Raw genomic sequence first — 21,831 nt, forward strand, 5'->3', positions numbered from 1 at the left:
AAGTACGGGGTGACGGCCAGGTCAGTCCAATATGCGACACCCCCGCCGCTCGAGTGCGGCGGGGGTGTCGGTGACTTGTAGACGTCGTGGCTCTGTTCGCGTGTTCTGAGGGGGTGTTCTGCGAGTGCTCGGCGGAGTCGTAGGGCTTGAGGACGGGCTGTCCGGTTCGACGGCTTCACGGTAGGCCGGATGAGCGGTGCCCTGATGGGCGTGGACGGACGCGAGCCGTACCCGAGCGACCTGTCGGATGAAGCCTGGGCGCTGATCCGGCCGGTCATCACCTCCCATGGGCATAGGGTCTGCTCCTTGGATAGCGATCGTGGAGTGAGACAGCCTGAAACATGGCTTTGCTGTGGCTGGCCGCAGGCTGTCCTTCGCGATACACGCGATTGCCATGCCACCGTGCTGAATCTGCCGTGGCGCCAGGCGTCACGCTGGCGGCCGTCGCCACGGGCTGCGCAGTTGGCGTTCCCCCGTGACCGTTCCCCGCCAGCGAAGTCGGCTCAGCCTCGCTTGGCGACGGCGGTGCGGGCGGAGTGCCACAGGGCGCGGGGGTTGTCGCGGTCGCCGTGGAGCTTGAGCATGGCGTTGACGACATCCTCGACGCTGCCTTGCTCGTTGACGATGCGGCTGAAGTCGCGCAGGTAATGCTGGCTTGCGCCGATGCTCTCGGGCAGGTCGGGTGCACCGACGCTCTTGTGTCCCGCGACCACGATCTTCGGGTTCAGGGCGGCGACGGCATCCAGGCTGGCGATCCACGCCTCGCGGCTCTTCTCGTCGGTCTCCCCGGTCATCATGTGCACGCCGTTGTAGACGACGTCGCCCCCGACCACCGCGGCGGTGGACGGCACGTGCAGGACAGTGGAGAACTCGGTGTCGCCCTGGCCCACGGAGACCGCCCGCAGCACCTGGCCTTCCAGCTCGAACTGGTCACCGTCCAGAGGCTGTGGCAGTACCGCGGTCTGCGGCAGTTCGCCAGGGAAAATGGCCTTCCAGTAGGCGGACAGCTGCGGGTTGGTGGCCTCGAACCGGGCGCGTTCGACCACCTCGGGAGTGGCGATGCCGCGGGCCTGGGGGAAGTGCTCCTGGATGCGGGCAAGGCCGATCCAGTGGTCCTGGTGGCCGTGGGTGATGTAGACGCCGGTGACGCGCTTTTTGAAGCCGCGCACCCACTCGGCGAGCGCGTCGACCTGGTCGAGGGTGACGAGCGTGTCGACGAGGACGGCTTCCTCGGCGCCGGCGATCAGAGTGCTGCTCATGGGCGACCACATCGGGTCGTCCCCCGGCCCCTGCGCGGGGGCACCTGCGAACGGACGCATCGGCGCGACGTACACGTCAACGGTGAGGGCGTCTGAGCTCATGGTGAATACCTCCGGATGTGTGGGGAGGTTTCGACCATCCCGACTATGCTATGTAACATAGCATAGTCAGGTGCCGGTCCAGAGCCCGTACACGATGAGAAAGAATGGCCTGCATGTCAGAGGGCGTGCGTGAAGCAATGATCAAGGCGGCATGGGTGCTGATCGCCGAGCGGGGACTTGAGGGCATGTCGACCCGCGAGGTGCTCGCACGTACCGGGGCTCCGCGCGGCTCCGTCTACCATCACTTCCCCCGCGGCCGCGCCGAGCTGATCGAACTCGCCGTCGACCACTCCCTGCAGTGGATGCAGGACCAGATCGACGCGATCCACGCGCGGACCCCGCAGGACGTGGTCTCCGGCTACATCGACATCTGGCGCCAAGTGGTCGAAGGCACAGACTTCCGCGCCGGCTGCACGATGGCCGGGGTCACGACCGGCGGACACGACCCCGCGATCCTCGACCGGGCCGAGGCCGCCTTCAACGCCACGGGCGAGGCGCTGGCCGCCCGGCTCGAACAGGTCGGAGTAGCGCCCGCCGAGGCCGCGCAACGCGCCACCCTGCTGGTGATCGCCGCTGAAGGAGCCGTCATCCTGGCCCGCGCACGACGAAGCAGCGAACCACTCGCCCTCGTCGCCGCACAGCTCGGCTGAGCTCAAGCTCGAAACTTCGCGCTCTGCGTACCGCCGTCGGCCACCACCCTGCGGCCGCGAGGGAGCGGGGCGCTACCACTCGCTCCTGGGGACGCCGCGTTCTTCCCGGTGATGTCCCGCTGCTCCCCGAGGAGAGCACCGAAGAGCCCGGCTACGGCAAGGAGCGTCTCCACGACGGCCAGGGCGAGAGCCGCGTGCATCAGCGTGAGGCTGCCGCTCTGGTGGTGGTTCTGGAGACGGTTCGTGTGATCCACCGCGGGCTGGACAGTCGGCCGCAAGACATGGGTCACCAGCATCATGACGTTGAGCATCGCCATGGCCGTCCATTCGCCTGGTCCTGACGACCGCCACAGCATGACCGCGCAGCCGAGGCAGGTCAGTGACAGCACCAGCAGGACGACGGCGAACCGGTGGACGTGCTGGTGCAGCATGGCCGCGTGGGCAACGGCGGAGATCACGGCCAGGCTCGCGGCCACCCGGCGGAGGGTCCCGTGTCCTGTGGATGCGGTCATGGCGTCACGATCCGTGGCAGTGCGACGTCGTGCCGCGCGGTGCGTCGAGTGCGGGGTTGCGGTCGAAGAAGCCGACGGGCTTGAGCTTGAATCCGGTGTAGTCGACGGGCATGACCGGCCAGTCTTCCGGGCGTGGGAAGTGGGTGAGGCCGAAGGTGTGCCACAGGACCACGTCCTCGCCGTCCAGCGGACGGTCGCCGGCGACGAACGCCTCCAGGCCCCCGCCGCCGGGGCTCTGGTTGACGATCTCGCCGGCGGGCCACTTCTGAGCGGGGTCGTACTGCGTAGCCCACAGGTGACGAGTGGCGAAGGCGCCGCGCTTGGCGATCACGCTGGACGGGTCGGCCAGCAGTGTCGGCTGTCCCTCCGGGTGGAGGGCGTAGGCCACGTCCTCGCCGAGGCGGTTCTGCTTGTCGGGGTTGCTGACCAGCCACGTACGCGAGCGAAGATTGTCCGCCGTGCGGCGGGCGTCGAGTTCCGAGGTGAGCCGGGTCCGGACCTGCCGGAAGGCGTTGCCGTGGGGGTTGGTGTCGCTGACCGGGACGGCCGCGGCGTCGAGTTCGTCGACGGCGTTGCGGTGGCCGTCGACCGCCAGGTCGAGGCGGGCACAGAACAGGTGCTGGTGGAAGGGCGCGCCCAGACCGGGAGCCATCTGGGTGGCGAAGCCGTCCGGGCCGGTGTAGGCGGAGGTGAAGACGATGCCGGTCGCTTTGGCCTGCAGTTCGATGGTGCCGTCGAGGTAGAGGTACCAGTAGAAGCCGTAGTCGTAGTTGCCGATGGTGAGGAAGAAGGAGATGACCAGGCGCCGTGAACGGCGGGTCTCGGTCATGCCGTTGAAGAGGTCGGTGTGCTTCCACAGCACGCCGTAGTCCTCCTCGTGCAGACAGATCGCGTTCTTGACGAGGCGGGGGCGGCCCTTCTCGTCGCTGATCGTGGCGTCGAAGTACGTGATCTCTCCGAGACAGTCGCAGCCCAGCACCAGGGAGTTGGTGTAGCGGCCGAACATGTACTCGCCCTGGTCGAAGTAGTTGATCCAGTAGCGGGCGGGGGAAGGGTCACCGTACGGGACGACCATCTCGGGGATGGACGCCCGATAGACGACGGGTCGCACCTCACCGCCGTCGCGGAAGCCGAGCTGGTGCAGCACGAGTCCTTCACGGACATCGAAGGTGAAGCGGAACGACCAGTCCGCCCAGCTGATCAAGTTGCCGTCCACGGTGAAGCTCGGGCCGTCGGGCTGGATGATCTCCAGGGCCTTGAGGTCGGTCCGCATCGGCGACGCATGCGGCCTCGCGTCCCACTCGCCGCGCTCCATCGGCACCGCCAGTTCGGCGCTGTCGACCACCTCGAAGACCTCGCCGGCCGTCAGGTCCACATAGGCGCACACGCCGTCGATGGGGTGGGCCCACGGCAGGTCGGCCTCGTCGAGCTGGAGGAACGCCAGCACGCGGCAGACCCGTCGACCCGTCTCGTCCCCGTGGCCGAAGTTCCCGGCCGAGAGCGGGACGGCACGCACCTTCTCCGGGTCTATGCCCCGCTTGCCAAGGGCGCTCAGCCACTCCTCGCTGCGTAGCAGGATGGCCTCAATGTCGTCGAACTCCTCGTCGAGGATGGGGGCTTGCCCCTCGCCCGCCGCGTCCACCGTCCTCGACTCGACGATCTCGCCACCCTCGCCGCTGGTGACGTCGGCTACGGCGACGGTGGCGACCGAAGTCTCGCGGTCGATGAGGATCATGTTCACCCGGCGTCGTACGGCGTCGCCGTCGCGGTGGGCGAGGACCTCGTGCTTGGGCGCCTCCTCCAACCCGACGTACACGAACCGGGTGGTGTCCGTCGTCAGTCCGGCCTGCTGGGCGGCCAGCCGCGCGGCGTCGATTTCCTCGGCTGCGAGGAGTGACAGGGGGTGGGTGGCCGAGGGGGACGTGCCCGTCCGCTCACTCGAGGCGGTGGCGTGGGTCATGGCGCTTCCTTCGTGAAAGTTCGTTGATACGGACCCGTCGTTTGTCGTCGGCCCGAGCGGCTGCGTCGCCGCTGGTTCAGTGGTCGTGCTGGGCGATCGCCTGCAGGAAGGCGATGGTTTCCATCTCGCGGTTGGTGGACTCCTCGCTGGACGTCCCGTATCTGCGGTTGGCGGACAGCTTCACGATGGTCGTGTTGCTGGCCAGGTCGACGTAGACAAACTGGTTGTAGACACCGATCGCGCTGAACTCGCCGCGGTCCCCGGCCGGGATCCACCACTGGTAGCCATAGCCCGGGCCGAAGTGGTGCCCGCCGACCAGGGGCCGACCGGGCTCCAGATGAGGGGCGGCGACGGTCACGGAGTCGCGCACCCACTCCGCCGGGACGATCTGCCGGCCCTGCCACACGCCACCGTTGCGGTAGAGCTCGCCGAGCCTCGCGAAGTCGCGGGCGGTCAGGTTGAGGCCGGCGAAGGACAGCTCCGTGCCCGCGGGGTCCACGATCCAGTAGCCGGGCTCGGCCATACCGAGGGGCTCGCCCAGCTTCTCCCGCATGTAGTCCGCGACCGAACGTCCGGTGGCCCGTGCCACGAGAGCCCCCAGCACCTGCGTGTCACCCGAGTTGTAGCGACAGATGGTGCCTGGCTCGCTCTCGCGGACCATGGTGGCGACAAAATCGTCGAGCGTTCCGCCGATGCCCAGCGCGGCCATGGTCAGCATGAAGACGTCCGAGGTCGGGTCGTTGTAGTCCTCGTTCCAGCGGGCGCCCGAGGACATCCGCAGCACGTTCTCGATGGATACGCCGTCGTACGCGGAACCGGGTTGCACCGGCACGTAGGAGCTGATCGGCTCGTCGATGCTCCCGATGTGTCTTTCAACGACCGCGATCCCGACGAGCGCCGAGAGGAAGCTCTTGGCCACCGACATCGACAGCCACTGGACGTCCGGTCCGCCGGTCAGGGCGTAGCGCTCGTACCGGGTGACGCCATCGATGAGGACGAGCAATGCCGCCGTGTCGGTGTCGGCCATGAACTCCTCGGCCGATCGCACGGTGCCGTCGAACTCGTAGGTCTCCGGCAGGCCGATCGGATCACCCTGCGGCCAAGCGTGCGGCTTGGACGAAGAAGCCATCTCGCGGGTGTCGAGCAGGTCCTTCACCCGGGAGAAGTTCTCGTGCTGCGGCGCCCCGGTGAAGAGGTTGAGATCGGCCAGGGTCTGGCGCTTCTGATCGGTCATGGCGATGAGTACGGAACGGGTCGACGGGAGAACACTCCGCTTCCAGCACCGGAGACCGGAGCTACTGGCGGCGGTGACTGAGTACGTCCTGGCCCACGGCGTCAGCGACCTGTCCCTGCGCCCGGTGGCCCAGGCACTCGGAGTCACCCACGCGACGCTGCTGCGGCACTTCTCCTCGAAGGAGGAGCTGATCATGAGCGTCGTGGACAAGATCCGCACCGACCTCGCCGGCCGGCTGACCGGCGACGAGGAGCTGCGCGCGGCCAATTCGGCAGCCGAACTGGTGAGGGCCCTGTGGCCGCGGCTGTGCGAGCCCCGGGAGCAGCGTCAATTCCTGCTCCTGTTCGAGATGGTCGGGTACAACGGCTGGAAGCCGGAAGGCGACCGTGGCTCGGCGCGGTCGCTTGTCGGCGACTGGCTGGACATTCTCGTCGGAAGGCTCATGCAGGACGGCTGGCCGTCGAAGGACGCTTCCGCACTCGCCACGCTCCTGCTCGCCCAGGTCAGGGGCCTCCAGCTCGACCTCCTCGTGTCCGGGGACCGGCCGCGGGTCGATCGTGCGCTCGAATTCTCGCTCCGGCTTCTGGAGCGTCCGGCAGTGCGTGATACGCCGGGCTCTCACGGCTGAGGGCCGCCGTGCACGCCGTAGACGGCATCGGTCGCGGGGCAAGGCGATCAGGCGGTTTCGGGGACAGGCTGTGCGACGGCGGTCTGCAGGTTCCGTGGCCGCCGCCACAGTGCCAGGAGTACGCCAATCGCGAAGGCCCCCAGTGGTACGGCACCCAGGGCAGTCGCCAGCGTGGTCGAACCACCGATGAGCAGAGGGAAGTTCGCGACCGCGAGCACCAGGCAGCCGGCCAGGCCCAGCAGACCGAGGCCCGGGGCGACCACGGTGTGCCAGGTGCGCGGGTCCCGGCGGGTGCGGCGGAAGTAGACGATGACGGCCAGGCAGGTCAGGCTCATGAGCAGCAGGATGCCCAGGGTCGCGGTGCCGGCGAGCCAGGCGAAGACCTGGGTGACCGGGTCCATCCCCGTCACCGCGCAGACAGCCACCAATACCGCTGCGCAGGCCGACTGCAGCAGCGAGGCCACGTGTGGCGAGCCGTGCCGTGGATGGCGGCTGCCGCTCAGCCGAGGGAGCAGGCCCGAGGTTCCCAGGGAGTAGCCGTAACGGGCCAGTACGTTGTGGAAGGACAGGGCAGCGGCGAACAGGCTGGTCAGCAGCAGTACTTGGGCGATGTCCGCCACCGTGGAGCCGAGATGGTGCTGCATCGTGGTCAGCAGCATGCCGCCCGGATCGGTACTTGCCGCCCGAACGGCTTGGTCGTCGCCCCAGGCCGACACGAGCGCCCAGCTCGACAGTGTGTAGAAGCCACCGATCAGCAGGAGGGACAGGTACGTGGCGCGCGGGATCGTACGGTGCGGATCGCGGGCCTCGTCGCGGAAGACGGCGGTGGCCTCGAATCCGAGGTAGCTGGCGATGGCGAAGACGAGGCCCAGGCCGAGCGAGCCGGAGCCGACCTGTTCGGGCTGCAGGAACGCGGTGGAAAGCCCCGACGAGCCACCCCCGCGTACGACGACCACGGCGTCCAGGGCGAGAACGACTCCCACCTCGCCCAGCAGCAGGACGCCAAGCACCTTGCCGCTCACGTCGATGTGCCGGTGGCCGAGGAATCCGACACCCGCCAGGGCGACCACCGCCCACAGCCACCATGGAAGCGACGGTCCGCCATAGTGCTGCACCAGGTCGGCGGCCACCGCCCCCAGGTAGCCGTACACCGCCAGTTGTACGGCGGTGTAGGTGACCAGGGCCAGGTAGGCGGCGCCCTGACCGGTCGGCCGGCCCAGGCCTTGCTGCACGTAGGTGTAAAAAGCGCCGGCCTGCGGCACGTGGCGGGTCATCGCGCCGTAGCCGACGGCGAACAGCAGCAGGATCACGCAGCAGATCACGAACGTGGCGGGGAAGGCGGCCCGGTCGCCCAGAGCGATGCCCAGCGGGACCGTCCCACTGACGACGGTGAGTGGGGCGGCCGCGGCCACCACCATGAAGACGATCGAACCGGTGCCGAGGGAACCGGTCAGCGTGGGTGCCGCACGATCGGCGGACAGGGGCCGGATCTCGGAACGGACCTACAGACACACCCAGAATCAGAGTCTGGCCACCCTCCTGGAGGGCCTGAACCGGACACTGACCGGTTGGACGACGTACTTCCGTCACGGCGCGGCGAAGCGGACCTTCAACGCGGTCGACCACCACACGTGGCACCGCGTCGCGATCTGGCTCCGCCGCAAACACACCATCCCCAGCAGCCAGTTGAAGGGATTCTGTGACCAGGGATGGAGATTCGCCGACAGCGGCACCGTGTTCCTCGGCGCATCCAGCGTCATGATCGAACGCTACCGCTACCGCGGAGCCAAGATTCCAACTCCGTGGACCATCGAAACTGCAGCCGACAACGGCTGACCACCGGGCAAGACACGTGGAGAGGCGGATGCGTCGTGTCCGGTTCGGGTCGGCGGTCCAGGGAAACGGAACGGCAGCGACGCCGTCACCGCGCCCTGGGCCGACCGCACAGCGACACAAGACCAGAGCCGTCCTTGTGACGTGACCCTGGGCTTGCGACTGGAGGACGGCGGCATCGAGGCAGCCCATGCTCGGCAGGATCACTGCGTTGAGCGGGAGACCCAGAGCAAGAGTCGCAACCGGCAGGCGCAACTTCCTTGCTGAATCGCGATCCACACTGGGTGACTCTTTGCCGCTCCGAAGGCGGATAGCACAAGAAAGGCAAACAATGCGCGCTACATGCGGTCTATTTTCACTTCATGGATGACTCATTGAAGGACCTCACTGGAACTCACGGCGTGAACCCACTGCGGCAGCTGTCTCTGGAGCAGCTGCGGCAGCGCACGAGTATGAAGTGGGCGACCTACCAGGACGACGTATTGCCACTGTGGGTGGCGGAGATGGACGTGCCGCTCGCCGAGCCCGTAGCACGAGCCATCCACAGTGCGGTGGAGCGCGGAGATACCGGGTATCCGGCCGGAACCGCCTATGCCGAGGCATTTGCGGACTTCGCCGCGCGACGTTGGGACTGGGACGACCTGGCTGTTGAGCGGACGACGATCGTCCCTGACGTGATGCTGGGCATCGTCGAGATGCTCAAGTTGGTCTCCGGTCACGGGGACCCCGTCGTGGTCAACTGCCCTGTGTATCCGCCCTTCTATCAGTTCATCCGCAACGACGGCCGGCCGGTTGTCGAGGCGCCGCTGACCGAGGAAGGGCGGATCGACCTGACCACCCTGGAGGTCGCATTCCAGAAAGCCACCGGTCGCGGCGGGCGGCCGGTGTATCTGCTGTGCAGTCCGCACAATCCGACCGGCACCGTACACACCGCCACTGAACTGACCGATGTTGCCGAGCTTGCGCGCAGGTACGCCGTGCGCGTCGTGGCGGACGAGATCCACGCTCCCATCGTGGCTGCCGGAACCTCCTTCGTTCCTTACCTGAGCGTGCCGGGCGCGGAGAACAGCCTGTCGGTGATGTCCGCCTCCAAGGCATGGAACCTGGCCGGTCTCAAAGCCGCCCTCGCCATCGCTGGCCCCGAGGCCGCCGACGACCTGGCCCGCCTCCCCGAGGAAGTCAGTCACGGCCCCAGCCACCTCGGCGTCATCGCCCACACCGCGGCCCTACGGGAGGGCGGTGCCTGGCTCGATAGCCTGCTGGCCGGACTGGACGAAAACCGTCATCTGCTCGGCGATCTACTGTCCAGCCACCTGCCCGCCGTGCGCTGCCGCCCAGGCCAGGCCACCTACCTGGCCTGGCTGGACTGCCGGAAACTGGCCCTTGGCAACGACCCGGCGGCCGTCTTCCTGGAACGAGGCCGGATCGCCCTCAACTCCGGGATGGCCTTCGGGCCGGGCGGAGCGGGGTTTGTCCGTATGAACCTGGCCACCTCTCCGGAAATCCTCGCCGAAGGGGTCCGCAGGATGGCCTCCGTACTGTGAGCTCGTCGACTCGAAAGGGACGTGATGGGTAGCCTCTGCGGTCGGCTCAGCAGGACTGCGTAGGTAGCCGCCCGTTCTGTGCGCCGCCGCAGAGCCGTGCCGCGTCTCATAGGCCGGCCCATGCGATCCGTCTTCGGCCACTCTTGGTCTCATTGACGAGCACCCGACGCCCCAGGAGGGGTCCCATCCAGGCGGGGCGAGAAGCGGGCCTGGGCATTCGGTTCCGCGCGTCTCTCAGCCCATTGGCATCTCAGCGATGAGTCCATGCGCAATTGAGGGAAACAGGCGCCCCTGAGCCCGGATACCGCCGTGCGGGGTCTCCAGGCTCCTCCTGCGGATGCCCACCCTGGAAGACACCGGCGCACGTGGCTGACCCGCCGTCCGATGCCGCTTTCGGGCGGATACGGGCAGCGGGTAGTGCGCCGACTCTCATTTACAGTTCGGGCGTCCGGGCTGTCGCGTGCTCAGACAAGCGTGGTGACGACGTCGACCGGGTTAACGAGGGTGTCGCGGATGGGCGAACGGCTCTCGACGAGGGAGATCAGCTCTTCGAGCTGCTCGCGGGTGGCATCAGGGGCTTCGATGTGGACGCGAACGCGCAGCTGCTGCACGCCCGGACGGATTGCGGTGTCGATCCCAAGGAACCCGCGCAGGTCGATGTCGCCTTCGAGCTCCAGCCGGAAGCTCTTGAGCTCGATGCCGCGCGAGGCGGCGTTGGCGGTGAGTGTGACGGTGTAGCAGCCTGCCAGCGCCTGCAGAACGTACTCCGCGGGCGAGACCGCGGTGTCGGTGCCCAGCAGCGCGGTCGGCTCGTCGCTGGTCATCGTGTACTTCGCCACACGCTGCTCGTCGCGCTCACCGCCCTGCGTCAGGGCGCCGGTCTGCGCCTTGATCCGGAAACCGCCCTGCCACGTACCGTCGACAGCGAAGGTGACCTGGCCGAGCTTGGGAGTGGCCCGAACGGCGTCGATGGTCTCCTGCAGAGCCTTTACGTCGATCTCGTTGACTACGGACATCAGTACTGGTTCCTCCGATTGGCGTGGGGCGGTCAGGGGTGAGCGATGGCCGCGGCCATCGGACCGCACCTCAGGACTGAGCAATGTGTCGCGGCGCGGCGCTCACTTCGCCCCTGGAGAAGCAGTCGACCGCGCTAACTCTCTAAGACGAGGCTAGGCGGGATCGACCGCTATATTTTTGCCACCTTTGCTAGCAGCCAGACGGATTGGGGAGAGAGTTGCCCATTGACCGGGTGGATCGCGAAATTCTTGCGGAGCTACAGAAGGACGGTCGCCAGACGATCACGGAACTGTCGGAGAAGGTCCGGCTGAGCATCTCGCGTTGCCAGCGGCGGCTGCGCGAGCTCGAGCGCGCAGGCGTGATTCGCGGATACAAGGCAGTGCTGGATCCGGAGGCGATGGGACTCGGCTTCGAAGCGCTGGTCTTCGTGACGCTGCAGCGGGAGGATCAGTCGACGCTGGTGGCCTTCGACGAGGCCGTCGCCGCAATTCCCAACGTTCTGCAGGCACAACGCCTTTTCGGCGATCCCGATTGCCTCCTGCACGTCGTGGCCGTCGACCTCGCCGACTACCGGAAGCTCTACGAAGGGCAACTGACCAGGCTGCCAGGTGTTCAGAAACTGACCTCCACCATCGTCATGAAACAGATCGTCGAGGCGCGCCCACTCCCCACCTGAGACGACGCCCCGCCACCCCGCTCGGCACTGGGCCCAATGCCGGCACGAGCGGCCCTGGTGGTGTTGGCGCTGACACCGGTGGACGACCTGCGCGGCGGTTGCCCCGTGCGGCGGGGGGCAGGTCGCGGGTCGTGGACCAGTTGTAAGGTTTCGCCGAAGCGCTTGGTGGCACGGAGCCCTGCGTCGTAGGCGGGCCAACTGCGGTCGCCGGTGATGGCGAAGTCGTCCAGGCAATGTGCATGGTGTCGGCGAGTGCTCCGAGGGCACGGAGCCGATCAGGCCGGTGAAGCGCAGGTTGTCAAAGACAAAGGCGAGTTCACCCGCGCGGCAGGCGCCGAGTCGGCCATCAAAGGTGGGCGACTGCAGAGCGCCCAGACGCTATGCGGGGAGCAGGGTGGGATGACGGCGCCAGAGCGTCATAAGGCGGGGCCATCCCCGCGCACGCGGGGATGGCCCCGACCCGCCTGGGGTCGGGGGAAGTCCCTACTCCCTGCTCCCCGCGCACGCGGGTTCGACAGTCGGCGTACCCAGCACAATCGTCATAGCCGGGATCAGACATTCCATCCCGAAGGTCCGCAACCGATTAACCGGGCCGGCCGCTGCTCCCGCAGCGGCCCGACCAAGAGCTTCTGCTCCCGCAATAGCCCAGCAGCTTCGGTGCCCCCCGTTCCGCGCGGCGCGCGGTGATCCGCTCATGCACCTCGGGGTCCACCATGCGCCGGAGCGTACGAGCGCAACCCGAGACGGCGGGCGAGAAATCGCAAAACCCGCACCTGCATGACCCGGCCGCCCCGCTCGGTCACCCACAACGCGGGGTGGTCCTCGCAGCCGAACCGCGGCCGGATGTTGTCCACGTAGTCGGCGACCGCCTCCACCGCCCAGTCCATCACCGACAGCACGTCCCAGCGCCGGGGCCGTTGCCCTTTCTTGGCCTTGCCGTAGCGGACGTTGAGCGTGCCGTACTGGCCGAACTGCGGAGCCTTCGAGTTCGGCCCGAAGTCGACCACATCCAGCTTGGACGTCTCGGTCCGGCGCAGGCCCCACCCGTAGATGACCTTGAAGAGGGTGGCGTCGCGGTAGGCGGCGAGGGCCCCACTGCGTTTGGCCCGCACTGCCCGATCGCCCTGGTCGTCGGCGTAGTCGAGGAAGCGCTGGATCTCCTCGCGGGTGAACGGCCTCGCCTCGGGGCGGCCCTCGTAGTCGTTGAGGTGGGCGATGGTGTTCCACTTAACTGGGCCGACAGAACGGTCAGCGTAGATGGACGCGGAGAGCGGTCAGGCCATTTGCGATCACCGACGGCGTCCTGGTCAGGTTTTCGGCAGGCTCCGCCAGGCGGAGATCGGGGAAGCGGTCGAGCAGCGTACGGAGCACGATGCGGGCCTCAGTTCGGGCAAGCGGCGCTCCCACGCAATGGTGGATGCCGTGTCCGAAGGCGATGTGTGCGGGAGTGTCGCGGGTGATGTCCAGGGTTGCGCCCCGAGGAAATCGCTCCAGGTCTCGATTGGCCGCCATCAGAGCTATGAGCAGCATCGAGTTCGCTGGGATCCTCACTCCGCCGACATCGACGGGTTCCGTGGTCCAATACGGTGGGGTGGCCTGCACTGCTGAGTCATGGCGCAGGAATTCCTCGATCGCCGATTCGAGCAGTTCGGGGTGCTGGCGGAGCAGGGTGAACTGGTCAGGGTGAGTGAGCAGGCCGCGCACGCTGTTACCGATCAGACCCACCGTTGTCTCGTGGCCGGCGATCAACAGCAGGTAGATCATCGAGGTCAGCTCGTCTTCGGTGAGCTTCTCCCCGTCGTCACGGGCCGTGATCAGGTCGGAGAGCAAGTCGTCCTGCGGGTTGCGCCGCCTCCTCTCGATCAGGTCGCGGCTGTAGATGAGCAGAGAGGTCGCGGCTTTCTGGAATTCTTCGAAGCTGTACATGTCGGGCGACATCGCTCGAACCGTCCATGCACGGAAATCGCCCCTGTCCTCCTCGGGTATGCCGATCAGTTCGCAGATGACGCCGAGAGGCAATGGGTAGGCCAGCGTGGAAACGAGGTCGACGGTCTCCTGACCTTCGACCGCGGCGATCAGCTCGTCGGTCATCTGCTGGATCCTCGGGGCCAGCTTCTCAACCCTGCGCCGGGTGAATACCGACGTCACCAGCTTGCGCAGCCGAGTGTGATCCGGCGGGTCGCTGTTGAGCATGTGCGTAAAAATCCCCCGCGCCACATCGTCGGGCAGTTCTGTGACATAGGAGATTGCTTGCCAGCCGTACTTGACCAGGCGCGGATCGGACAATAGCGCCTTCGCTTCGGCATAACCGGTCACAAGCCAAGCCGATTGACCGTCCGGCATAGTGATCGGATGGATGGGCCCTTTCGCGGCGAGTTCTGCGTATATCTCGTGTCGCTCGTCGCCGGAGGTTGCGGTGAACGGGATCAGCGCAGCGCCACCGGAGATGGAATCGGACAAGACACTCCTTCATGGTTCGTGTTGAATTTCCTGAGTTTCTTACGCCTGGTCACCGGAAGAGTGACCTTGTGTCACCCAACCCGCCTCATGGAAACGGGTGCTCCGACGCTGCGCCGCGGATGCGGGGACGACGCGGTCCCTGCCCAATTACGTCACGTGCCGCTGGAGCTATCCACGCGGGTGCAGGGATGACACTTCTTGAGCTGCAGAGGGCTGGGACGGGCTCCACACACCGGCGGTGGAATCGGCCATCGACGCACCTTGTTCATATCTGACACCCCTCAGCCTGTCCTGACCCGCTGACCGGTATCTGCCGCACAGCGGGGAACCGCGGTCACGCGGAGATGGCGCCGACTCAGCCTGAAGTCTCGCTCACCAACGGCGTCACTGCCCGAGCCTCACAGACACAACGGGCCACCGGGGCGAACAGTTCAACGTTTCGCAGGAAATGAACGCGGCACCTTTGGCAGGCGGGGTCCATCACCACCTTACGCACGGCCTTGACCAGCCCGCTGTGGTGATCCGCGATGACCAGGCGGACGTGTTGCCCGGCGTCGAAAATGGGCCTGGCCGCAGTTCCGTGAACGTGTCCGACGGGACCGGCCGCCGGCGGGAAGCCCGCAAGGTGATCAACAAGGTGCGGGCGGAGCAGTGGATGCGCCGGCCGACCGGCCACGGCACCAAGGGCACCCGCGAGTACGACTGGGCATGGCTCGACGTCCGCCCCGACGACACCCCCGACGGGCACAGCAACGGGACGAGCGTGCTGGTCGCACGCCGGCACCGCTACACCGGGGAAGTCTCCTACTTCTGCTGCTTCGCCCCCGGCGACGTCGCTCTGGGCACGCTGGTGGAAGTGATCTGCCGCCGCTGGCGGATCGAGGCGACCTTCCAGCTCGGCAAGGGCTTCACCGGCCTCGACCAGGGCCAGGTGACCTGCTGGAACTCCTGGATGCGCTGGTCGCTGTTCTCCCTGATCGCCGCCGCGGTCCTCGCGCTCACCCTCGCGGCCACCACCGCACAGCCCGGCCCGGCCGGACCACCCCGGCTCATCCCGCTGACCTGCCCGGAGCTCGTACGTCTGCTACGCGCCCTCGTCCTGCCCGAGACCGCGACCGCGACCGCGACCACATCCTGCACTGGATCGCATGGCGCCGCCGTCACCAAGCCATCGCCCGAGCCTGTCACCAGCAACGACACCAGCTCCACGACCAGCCGTGATCAGAAACTACAGCTACCGTGTCAGAGGACGACCTCGGCGACGCGCTGGATCTCGTCGATGTCGTCGCTGGTCGGGTTGAGGATCAGCTCGTGTGCTCCGATCGCCTCGAATTCCCTGACGGTTTTCTTGATCACATCCGCTCCTCCGCTCACCCCAGATGTAATGAAGCCAGCGGTGTCTGCTCCCGCGGTGGAGTAGTAGTCGTAGACGTTCGCTCGGCCACCCTCGATGTCCGCGACGGCGAAGTAGGCGATGGCGACCAGGTACGGTGAGCCGTCGCGTCCGGTTTCCTTCCAGGCCGTGCGTACGCCGTCGAAGGCGCCGGCGACCATGTGTGCCGGTAGTGACGCGCCGATATAGCCACGGCCGGAGCGCGCCACGCGGTTGTATGACGCCTGGACCATGCCGCCGAAGAGCAGAGGCACCTCACGGCTGCCCTCGGGGACCAGCGGGTTGTCGCAGCCAGCGGGGGTCTCGCCGCGCCACACGCTCTTGTACGTCTCGATGTCGCGATCGAGCCGCCTACCGGTGCCGCGCGGGCCCAGGCCCTCCACCACGAAGTCGTCGGGACGCCCTCCGAGGCCGATACCGAGGGTGAGACGGCCGCCCGAAACACCGTCGATGCTCTGAGCCTCCTTGGCCAGCAGTAGAGCAGGCCAGACCGGGCCGAGCAGGACGTTGCTGATGAGCCCGATCCTGCTCGTGGCACCTGCCGCGGCTGCCAGCGCGACCGTGTCCATCACCCCCGGATAGGCGACACGGCCCACACTGCCCAGGGAGGCAAACCCCGCGTCTTCGGCACGCCGCGCCCACTCCGGGATGACTTCCGCTCCCACATTGCGTATCTGATTGGGAATGCCGATACCAATTTTCATAAGCTGTACTCCTTGTCATGTTGGCGTCGATACGGCGGGTGCCGTATCCAGACCCCGATCCAACTACCACTTCGACCAATCCCGGCAGATGGAGGCATGGTGCGGATCCCCCACGGGCAGCAACGGACCCGCGCCGCGAACGGTTCAAAGGTGTAGCTCCGACTCTGGGAAGCCCGTGAGTCAGGCGGTGAGTTGATCGACCACGTCTCCCACTCGACCTCCAGCCGCGCCGTCAACTCCGCGATCTGCGCGTCCCCACCGTCGCGCCTCTTGCAGCTGATACAGAATTTCGGCCCGGTCGTCGGGGATTTCTTCTTCGCCAACGCCGCGTACCACCCGAGCGTCTGCTACGGCGTACACGACAGTCCGCTTCCCGCACAGATACCCATGCCATGGAGAAGGCTCCACGCCCCAGCGACCACTACCGCCTCATGGAAGGGGTGCTCCGAGGCTGCCCCGCAGTGCGGGGACGACCCGGTGGCGGAGACGACGACGTCGGCGGTGAGGGAGCTACCCCCGCGGGTACGGGGACGACACTTCTTGAGCTGCAATGCGTGCCAGTCGCGGTCGAAGTCGGGCAGGAGCTCATACGTGTGCTGGGCGATGACCGCGGTCACCCCACATGGTCGCGCTCGCCGCAGCGATACTGCTCGAGCCCTACAGACACAACGGGTCACCGGGCGAACAGTTCAACATCACCCGGATTCCCCTGACTACGGCGTGCCGTTCCCGATCCAGCTCTGTGAACGCCGGATGCGCTCGCACCGTGGGTGGGATGCCCTCCGCGGTGTGTCCCTGCCACAGCGCCAGAGCCTCGATATAGAGCGGAACGCCCAGCTCCGGCATGCCGCTTTCTGTGGCCAGGCGGGTATCTGCGCCAGCTGCCGGAAGCACAGGAGGGAGTCCGGATCGGCTTCCATGCGGTAGCCACCGGCGCCGCGCAGCAACCACTGCCCGGACGCCTGCAGCGGGAGATCCGGCTGCAACTGCCTGCGCAGCAGCCCGATGTGACGATCCAGGTGAGCGCGCTGCCCGGCGGGGCGTCGCCCCACAGCGCGTCGACGATCTGTTCGACCACAAAGGGCTGTCCGGGACCGTCCCCGGCTTCCGCCGGCATCGGACCTCCTTTTGGTCACGGTCACTGCGTAGAGGAGTCAACTGGCGTACCACCCCTTCGTACCGCGGCACTTCGCCGGGCAAGCTCGCCGCTCGTGGCGTTCCTATTCCGGAGTGATGTTGTGGTTGTTCACCCGGAAAAGATTGCGAGGGTCGTACTGCCGCTTCAGCCGTCGCAGCCGGTCGAGGTCCGCGGCGGTAAACACCTGCTCGGCCCTGTCATCACGGCCGGCGAAGTTGGTGTAGATGTGTCCCGTGGCCCAGGGCTCCAGGCGCTCGACCATCTCGCGCAGTACGGTGATCCCGGCGTCGACCACCTCCGGCGGTCCGAAGGTGCATCCCCACACGTTGAACACGGCGTCCCGAGCGGCGATGGGGCTCGCCGCAGACGGCCGCTTCGCCAGCGCGCCGCCCAGGTGGCGGATCTCCAGGGCCGTGACCGGGCTGCCCACGATCAGCCGGGCGTTCTCCACAAGCCGGTCGACGGCCTCGGCCGGCAGATCGGTCAGGACGGTGCTCTGCTCGTCGTACGGAACCGGATCGGCCGGGTCGGCATGCACGGCGTCGAACTCGCTGTAGGGGTGGCGGCCCACCGTGTCGGAAACCGCGGGGCCTATGGCCCGGAAAGGCGCGATGAGCTTCTCGGCCTCCTCGTCGGAGCCGAGGTGGACCACCCGAACGTGCGCGACCAGCCTACCGCGCAGCAACTCGGGGACCTCCGGGGTGGGCGGGAGGTTCAGCAGCGCCACCGAGCAGGTGAACCCGTCGGGTGCGTTGCGGACGACTTCGGGGAAAGCCCGCAGTACGGCCTCTACGTTCTCGGCGGAGTAATACATTCCACCGCCGTAGAAGGAGGTGACCGGGAAGAGCTCGATCTCCAGCTCGGTCACGACACCGAAGTTGCTGCGTCCGCCGCGCAGGCCCCAGAACAGTTCCGGTTCCGTTTCCGCTGAGACGCGACGCAGCACGCCGTCCGGGGTGACCACTTCAATGGACAGGATGTGATCGGCGGCCCAGCCGTGGGTCCGGCCCAGGAACGGACTCAGACCGCCGCCGAGGGTGAAGCCCACAGCTCCCACAGTCGGGGACGACCCGTGCAGGGGCGCCAGTCCGGCCGTCTGGGCGAGCTCCACGACGTCCGATACGCGCGCACCGGCTCCCACGCGGGCCACGGAACGGTCGGCGTCGATCTCGACCGCGTTCATTTCGCCGGTGGTGATGAGCAGGAAGCCGTCCACCAGCGGGAATGGCTGATGCCCGGTGGCCATGACCCCGACGGGCAGATCATGCGCGGCGGCGAAAGCGACCGCAGCCCGCACATCGGCAGTCGTAGAAGCGGCGACAACCAGACCCGGTCGATGCTGCGAAAGCAGGTTGAACCCCGCCACCGCTGCCGAGTAGCCCGCGTCATCCGGGGTGACCACCGATCCGGTGATCCGATGATCCAGCTCGGTGACATCAGCCTCTGCGGGGACGGTCCGCCCCTGGTTCTCGGTCATCTTGCAGTTCCTTTCGTTGTGCATGTGGTCCGGTGGCAGCGGATCTGTGCCACCTGGGTCATGGGTGCCGGATACTCGTGGGCGGGTTCAGACGTAACGGGAAGCTGCCGAAGCCGTTCTTCGTGGCGGCGATGGCCGGTCACTTGACCAGGGAGCCGTCGGGGACGGCCGCAAACCACTCTTCGTCCAGCCCTGGCCGTTGATGCCGCCGGGGACCTCGTCGCCGGCGTAGTAGTACAAGAGTCAGTCCTTGTAGGACACCTGCGTGGCGCCTTCCGCGCGCTTGACCTGGCTGATCAGGGAGGCGTCGGTCTCGCCGAGCTCGGTATCGGCCACCTGCACCATCACCCGCTGGGCGTCGGCCGGTGACCTCTCACCGTCGTCCCCGCCGGCACAGGCGATGAGGGTGAAAGGGCCGAGAGAGGTGAGGGAAGCGAGCAGAACGGCTCGGGTATGCATGATTCTCCTGAGGAGACGGCGCCGCTGCGCGGCGGGGAGGTATGCCTCCGAAACGACTCCTGCTTCGAGGACCAAGTGCCGTCGGATGCTGCTATGGGGCGTATCCCAAGCCGGTTCACAGCCTGGTGGCCTCCTCGGACCACCGCACAGCGGAAGGGCCGCGCTGCTCTGCCCCACTCGCGACGCCGAGAGCACAGCGCGAGGGTGTGCTCTGGATGCAGCGGTTCGTGGACACCGCAACCGACACTGGGGCGCCTCCACGGACTCCTCGGTGACGCGCTGTTCTCGCTGCCCGGCCTCTGACGTGTCCTCGTTGCGGCCAGGACCCGGGTGATCAGGTTTCGGCGGCGGCCCGGGACGCGGACGCTGCGGCGAGAGTCTTCAGGGCCTGCCAGTCCACACGCGGCCGCGGCAGACCACGCCCGCGCAGATAGGCCTTCGTCGTCCGGCGAACGGTACGCAGCGCGCGGACCTGGCCGCGTGGGCTGCCGTCGCCCGTCGGCTCGATCACCCGGTGTGGCACCAGCAGCCAGTCGCCGTCGTCGGTCTGCCGCAGCTCACCCCGCACCAGTGCGTTGTAGACGTCGGCGAGGCGGTCATCGTGGCGGTGCACGAGGAGAGTGGCCGGACCGGGTACGACGTCGCAGTCGGCGGCCGGTTCGACCAGGAACCCGTCGGGCCTCGCCACCGTCCGGGTCCGCATGAGCAGTGGGGCACCGTAGGCGTCCCGGGCGCCGAGCACGGCAGTGGGGAAGTCGGCGAGAATTCCGGCGCCGGGCAGGGAGCTCATCCGGCCTGCCACGTCGCCCCGGTCACCGGGCGGCGCGGTCAGAGGAGCGCGGGTGCGCACCTCGGTCGGGCTGATGGTGATCTTCAGCCGCAGGTAGTACCAGTCCATGAGCCAGCGAGCGGGCCGGTCCACATAGCGTCGGCTGTCGGGCTGACGATCGAAGAGCATCGACCAGTACGCCTCGTCGCCCGAGGGTGAGGTCACGATCTGCTCCGGACACACCGCCGTACCCGGCACGAACACCTCTTGAGGGGCGTCCAGCCCGCTGCCGGTGGGATCGGAGAAGAGCAGGGCCACCCGACCGTCACGACGAACGTTCAGTGCCTTCTGGGCCAAGCCGAGCGACGTGGTGACGAGAAACGTGCCGTCGTCGCGGCGAAGGGTCGCCGTCGGCCAGACGATCGGTGTGCCGTCCCGGGCAAGAGTGGCGAACTCACAGGTCCGGTAGGCGTCGACGGTCTCGCCCACCGCCGGTTCGAGAGGTATCACGCGCGCAACCTAACTATTTTTCAGGTGAGTTGGGAAAAAGACGCAGGTGGGTGTGTGGCATTTCCGCACCGGGAGCCGATCACCCGCGGGTGATCGGCGCGATCCAGCGGCTCGGCTCGTGCTCGCGTCCGATCTCGGGAAGCTTGGAGGTGGCCACAACGCCGAGCACGCCCAGGGCGGCCAGGGTGACGAAAAGCACCTCATAGCCACCCAGCATCAGGAGTGCGGGCGCGGCGAACGGCACGAACGACCCCGGCAGCGTGCTGGCGATGTTGATGATCGCAAGGTCCTTGCCCGCGTCGTCCTTGCTGGGCAGCAGCCGTACGCACAACGCCAGATCGACGGCGACAAAGGTTCCCAGGGCGACTCCGATGGCAGCCGACGCCACGTAGATGAGCGCCATGTCCTGGGCCCCCGCAAACAGGACGAGCGCTGCGGCCGCCATCACCCCGGCGAAGACCACGAACGGCTTCTGCCGCCGAAGCCTGTCGGAGAGATAGCCGGCGACCACACTGGCGGCGGCAACACATCCGATGGTGAGCACGGCGAGCTTCAGCACGGTGCCTCCGATCTCCTGCTCGCTTACGTCGAAGCGATCCATGAGGAAGAAGGTGCTGTAAGTGCTGGATGCAAAAGCGCACATGATCAGGAAGCGGACGAGCCATGCCCATCCGAACGCCGGGTGGGTCCGAGGGCTGAACCAGAACGTCGAAGCAACGGTCCGCAGATTCAGCGGCGGCTTCGGCATGCTGCTTCGCGGATCACGCAGCAGGAGGGCGGCAACGGTGCTCGCCCCGATGGCGAAAAGCGCGATGGCCCACCACTGAGCGGCGCTTCCCCCCGGGAACGCGTTGGCAAGTGACAGGCCGACAAGCGGCCCCGTGGCCGCGGCCATGCCGACCAACCCGGATACACCTCCTCGGCGGCGCTCGGCGACCTGGTCCGCGACGAGGGCACTGTTCGCGGCGTCCTGGAAGCTCGCGACCGCCTGCACTCCGCACCACAGCAGCACGACCTGCCAAACCTGAGTCGTGAGAGTCACGCCGATCAAAGCGAGCGCGGCCAGCAGGGAGCCGGTGACGATCCAGGGACGGCGCCGGCCGAACCGGACACGGGTACGGTCCGAAACCCGACCGGCGATGGGGGTGAACACGAGCGAGACAAACGCGCCAAAGCCCGTGACGATCCCGAACGCGGTGGTCGCCTCGCCACCCGCGATGCCCTTGAGGTGCAACGCGAGCAGCAGTTGGAGCGGAGTGCTGAGCGCGACGTGGAAGCCGAACTGAGACAGCATGACCGCCGGCACGAACCGGCGCAGCGGAGTGACACCGTCGCTTGGTCTTGCGACCGGCGTCGTTATGAGTTGCTCCGTTGCCATGGTGCTTCCTTGCTGTGGAGGGTTTCCAGTGGGGAGGGACATGCGCCGGCCGTCATGGCCGGGTGAGGCCGAATCCGTCAGCCGCCGTGCACGCCACAGCTGACTGCACGCTCGACTGCGGCGGCCAT

The 21,831-nt window shown here is 67.3% G+C and carries 18 protein-coding genes and 2 pseudogenes; 6 read left to right on the forward strand and 14 right to left on the reverse strand.

The window, feature by feature from the left end; genetic code table 11:
- Positions 1 to 503 precede the first annotated feature (503 nt).
- Positions 504 to 1,361 carry an MBL fold metallo-hydrolase gene (locus ACTWQR_RS38935; RefSeq protein WP_443231975.1) on the reverse strand — a complete coding sequence of 286 codons (858 nt, stop codon included), beginning with the start codon at positions 1,359 to 1,361 and terminating at the stop codon, positions 504 to 506.
- A 113-nt stretch (positions 1,362 to 1,474) separates the two neighbouring features.
- Between ACTWQR_RS38935 and ACTWQR_RS38940 the strand changes: the two genes are divergently transcribed.
- Positions 1,475 to 2,011: a TetR/AcrR family transcriptional regulator gene (locus ACTWQR_RS38940; protein ID WP_443231976.1), complete on the forward strand. Its 537-nt coding sequence runs from the start codon at positions 1,475 to 1,477 to the stop codon at positions 2,009 to 2,011.
- Between the two features lie 2 nt (positions 2,012 to 2,013).
- On the opposite strand, the gene ACTWQR_RS38945 is transcribed toward ACTWQR_RS38940, so the two are convergent.
- From ACTWQR_RS38945 to ACTWQR_RS38955, 3 genes are all read right to left on the reverse strand, one after another.
- Positions 2,014 to 2,523 carry a hypothetical protein gene (locus tag ACTWQR_RS38945; RefSeq protein WP_443231977.1) on the reverse strand — a complete coding sequence of 170 codons (510 nt, stop codon included), beginning with the start codon at positions 2,521 to 2,523 and terminating at the stop codon, positions 2,014 to 2,016.
- A 4-nt stretch (positions 2,524 to 2,527) separates the two neighbouring features.
- Positions 2,528 to 4,483, reverse strand: coding sequence for a primary-amine oxidase (locus tag ACTWQR_RS38950; protein ID WP_443231978.1), 1,956 nt, complete (start codon positions 4,481 to 4,483; stop codon positions 2,528 to 2,530).
- 76 nt (positions 4,484 to 4,559) lie between these two features.
- Complete coding sequence (locus ACTWQR_RS38955; RefSeq protein WP_443231979.1) at positions 4,560 to 5,717, reverse strand: serine hydrolase domain-containing protein; 1,158 nt, start codon at positions 5,715 to 5,717, stop codon at positions 4,560 to 4,562.
- A 73-nt stretch (positions 5,718 to 5,790) separates the two neighbouring features.
- Between ACTWQR_RS38955 and ACTWQR_RS38960 the strand changes: the two genes are divergently transcribed.
- Positions 5,791 to 6,345, forward strand: a complete 555-nt coding sequence (locus ACTWQR_RS38960) for a TetR/AcrR family transcriptional regulator (RefSeq protein ID WP_443231980.1) — start codon at positions 5,791 to 5,793, stop codon at positions 6,343 to 6,345.
- A gap of 47 nt (positions 6,346 to 6,392) precedes the next feature.
- On the opposite strand, the gene ACTWQR_RS38965 is transcribed toward ACTWQR_RS38960, so the two are convergent.
- Complete coding sequence (locus ACTWQR_RS38965; protein WP_443232006.1) at positions 6,393 to 7,835, reverse strand: APC family permease; 1,443 nt, start codon at positions 7,833 to 7,835, stop codon at positions 6,393 to 6,395.
- On the opposite strand from ACTWQR_RS38965, the gene ACTWQR_RS38970 reads away from it, so the two are divergent.
- Together ACTWQR_RS38970 and ACTWQR_RS38975 are read left to right on the forward strand one after the other, a co-directional pair.
- Entirely contained in the window at positions 7,801 to 8,181 is a 381-nt protein-coding gene (locus ACTWQR_RS38970; protein WP_443231981.1) for a group II intron maturase-specific domain-containing protein, read from the forward strand. The genes ACTWQR_RS38965 and ACTWQR_RS38970 overlap by 35 nt on opposite strands.
- A 359-nt stretch (positions 8,182 to 8,540) precedes the next feature.
- A complete protein-coding gene (locus ACTWQR_RS38975) occupies positions 8,541 to 9,722 on the forward strand; it encodes a MalY/PatB family protein (RefSeq protein ID WP_443231982.1) in 1,182 nt (393 codons plus the stop codon).
- A 464-nt stretch (positions 9,723 to 10,186) separates the two neighbouring features.
- Here the strand turns inward: ACTWQR_RS38975 and ACTWQR_RS38980 are convergent, their stop codons facing one another.
- Positions 10,187 to 10,738 (reverse strand): OsmC family protein, encoded by a 552-nt coding sequence (locus ACTWQR_RS38980; RefSeq protein WP_319263106.1) that lies wholly within the window; start codon positions 10,736 to 10,738, stop codon positions 10,187 to 10,189.
- 224 nt (positions 10,739 to 10,962) lie between these two features.
- Here ACTWQR_RS38980 and ACTWQR_RS38985 point away from each other — a divergent pair, with 224 nt between their 5' ends.
- Positions 10,963 to 11,415: an Lrp/AsnC family transcriptional regulator gene (locus tag ACTWQR_RS38985; protein ID WP_443232007.1), complete on the forward strand. Its 453-nt coding sequence runs from the start codon at positions 10,963 to 10,965 to the stop codon at positions 11,413 to 11,415.
- A gap of 692 nt (positions 11,416 to 12,107) precedes the next feature.
- On the opposite strand, the gene ACTWQR_RS38990 is transcribed toward ACTWQR_RS38985, so the two are convergent.
- The 3 genes and pseudogenes from ACTWQR_RS38990 to ACTWQR_RS39000 all read right to left on the reverse strand — a co-directional run.
- On the reverse strand, positions 12,108 to 12,527 hold the full coding sequence (locus tag ACTWQR_RS38990; RefSeq protein WP_443231983.1) for a hypothetical protein: 420 nt from the start codon (positions 12,525 to 12,527) through the stop codon (positions 12,108 to 12,110).
- Between the two features lie 136 nt (positions 12,528 to 12,663).
- Positions 12,664 to 13,875, reverse strand: coding sequence for a cytochrome P450 family protein (locus ACTWQR_RS38995; protein WP_443231984.1), 1,212 nt, complete (start codon positions 13,873 to 13,875; stop codon positions 12,664 to 12,666).
- Between the two features lie 433 nt (positions 13,876 to 14,308).
- A pseudogene (locus ACTWQR_RS39000) lies at positions 14,309 to 14,416 on the reverse strand (transposase); the annotation flags it as partial.
- Between the two features lie 45 nt (positions 14,417 to 14,461).
- Between ACTWQR_RS39000 and ACTWQR_RS39005 the strand changes: the two are divergent.
- Positions 14,462 to 15,096, forward strand: a pseudogene (locus tag ACTWQR_RS39005) (IS701 family transposase); the annotation flags it as partial.
- A 21-nt stretch (positions 15,097 to 15,117) separates the two neighbouring features.
- On the opposite strand, the gene ACTWQR_RS39010 reads toward ACTWQR_RS39005, so the two are convergent.
- The 5 genes from ACTWQR_RS39010 to ACTWQR_RS39030 all read right to left on the reverse strand — a co-directional run bounded on the left by ACTWQR_RS39010 (position 15,118) and on the right by ACTWQR_RS39030 (position 21,703).
- Complete coding sequence (locus ACTWQR_RS39010; RefSeq protein WP_443231985.1) at positions 15,118 to 15,972, reverse strand: LLM class flavin-dependent oxidoreductase; 855 nt, start codon at positions 15,970 to 15,972, stop codon at positions 15,118 to 15,120.
- A gap of 1,220 nt (positions 15,973 to 17,192) precedes the next feature.
- The gene (locus ACTWQR_RS39015) at positions 17,193 to 18,587 is read right to left on the reverse strand and encodes an FAD-binding oxidoreductase (RefSeq protein WP_443231986.1); all 1,395 of its coding nucleotides are present in this window, start codon (positions 18,585 to 18,587) and stop codon (positions 17,193 to 17,195) included.
- A 243-nt stretch (positions 18,588 to 18,830) separates the two neighbouring features.
- Entirely contained in the window at positions 18,831 to 19,046 is a 216-nt protein-coding gene (locus ACTWQR_RS39020) for a hypothetical protein (RefSeq protein WP_443231987.1), read from the reverse strand.
- A gap of 334 nt (positions 19,047 to 19,380) precedes the next feature.
- On the reverse strand, positions 19,381 to 20,325 hold the full coding sequence (locus ACTWQR_RS39025) for a pyridoxamine 5'-phosphate oxidase family protein (protein WP_443231988.1): 945 nt from the start codon (positions 20,323 to 20,325) through the stop codon (positions 19,381 to 19,383).
- 79 nt (positions 20,326 to 20,404) lie between these two features.
- Positions 20,405 to 21,703, reverse strand: coding sequence for an MFS transporter (locus tag ACTWQR_RS39030; RefSeq protein ID WP_443231989.1), 1,299 nt, complete (start codon positions 21,701 to 21,703; stop codon positions 20,405 to 20,407).
- Positions 21,704 to 21,831 lie beyond the last annotated feature (128 nt).

This window comes from Streptomyces sp. 2A115 (assembly GCF_052245575.1).
GTDB lineage: Bacteria > Actinomycetota > Actinomycetes > Streptomycetales > Streptomycetaceae > Streptomyces.

Coding starts and splice junctions, on each gene's coding strand:
- ACTWQR_RS38935 (WP_443231975.1), bottom strand. CDS start 1,361: ATGAGCTCAGACGCCCTCACCGTTGACGTGTACGTCGCGCCGATGCGT.
- ACTWQR_RS38945 (WP_443231977.1), bottom strand. CDS start 2,523: ATGACCGCATCCACAGGACACGGGACCCTCCGCCGGGTGGCCGCGAGC.
- ACTWQR_RS38980 (WP_319263106.1), bottom strand. CDS start 10,738: ATGTCCGTAGTCAACGAGATCGACGTAAAGGCTCTGCAGGAGACCATC.
- ACTWQR_RS39010 (WP_443231985.1), bottom strand. CDS start 15,972: ATGAAAATTGGTATCGGCATTCCCAATCAGATACGCAATGTGGGAGCG.
- ACTWQR_RS39030 (WP_443231989.1), bottom strand. CDS start 21,703: ATGGCAACGGAGCAACTCATAACGACGCCGGTCGCAAGACCAAGCGAC.
- ACTWQR_RS38940 (WP_443231976.1), top strand. CDS start 1,475: ATGTCAGAGGGCGTGCGTGAAGCAATGATCAAGGCGGCATGGGTGCTG.
- ACTWQR_RS38955 (WP_443231979.1), bottom strand. CDS start 5,717: ATGACCGATCAGAAGCGCCAGACCCTGGCCGATCTCAACCTCTTCACC.
- ACTWQR_RS38950 (WP_443231978.1), bottom strand. CDS start 4,483: ATGACCCACGCCACCGCCTCGAGTGAGCGGACGGGCACGTCCCCCTCG.
- ACTWQR_RS38975 (WP_443231982.1), top strand. CDS start 8,541: ATGGATGACTCATTGAAGGACCTCACTGGAACTCACGGCGTGAACCCA.
- ACTWQR_RS39020 (WP_443231987.1), bottom strand. CDS start 19,046: ATGCATACCCGAGCCGTTCTGCTCGCTTCCCTCACCTCTCTCGGCCCT.
- ACTWQR_RS39015 (WP_443231986.1), bottom strand. CDS start 18,587: ATGACCGAGAACCAGGGGCGGACCGTCCCCGCAGAGGCTGATGTCACC.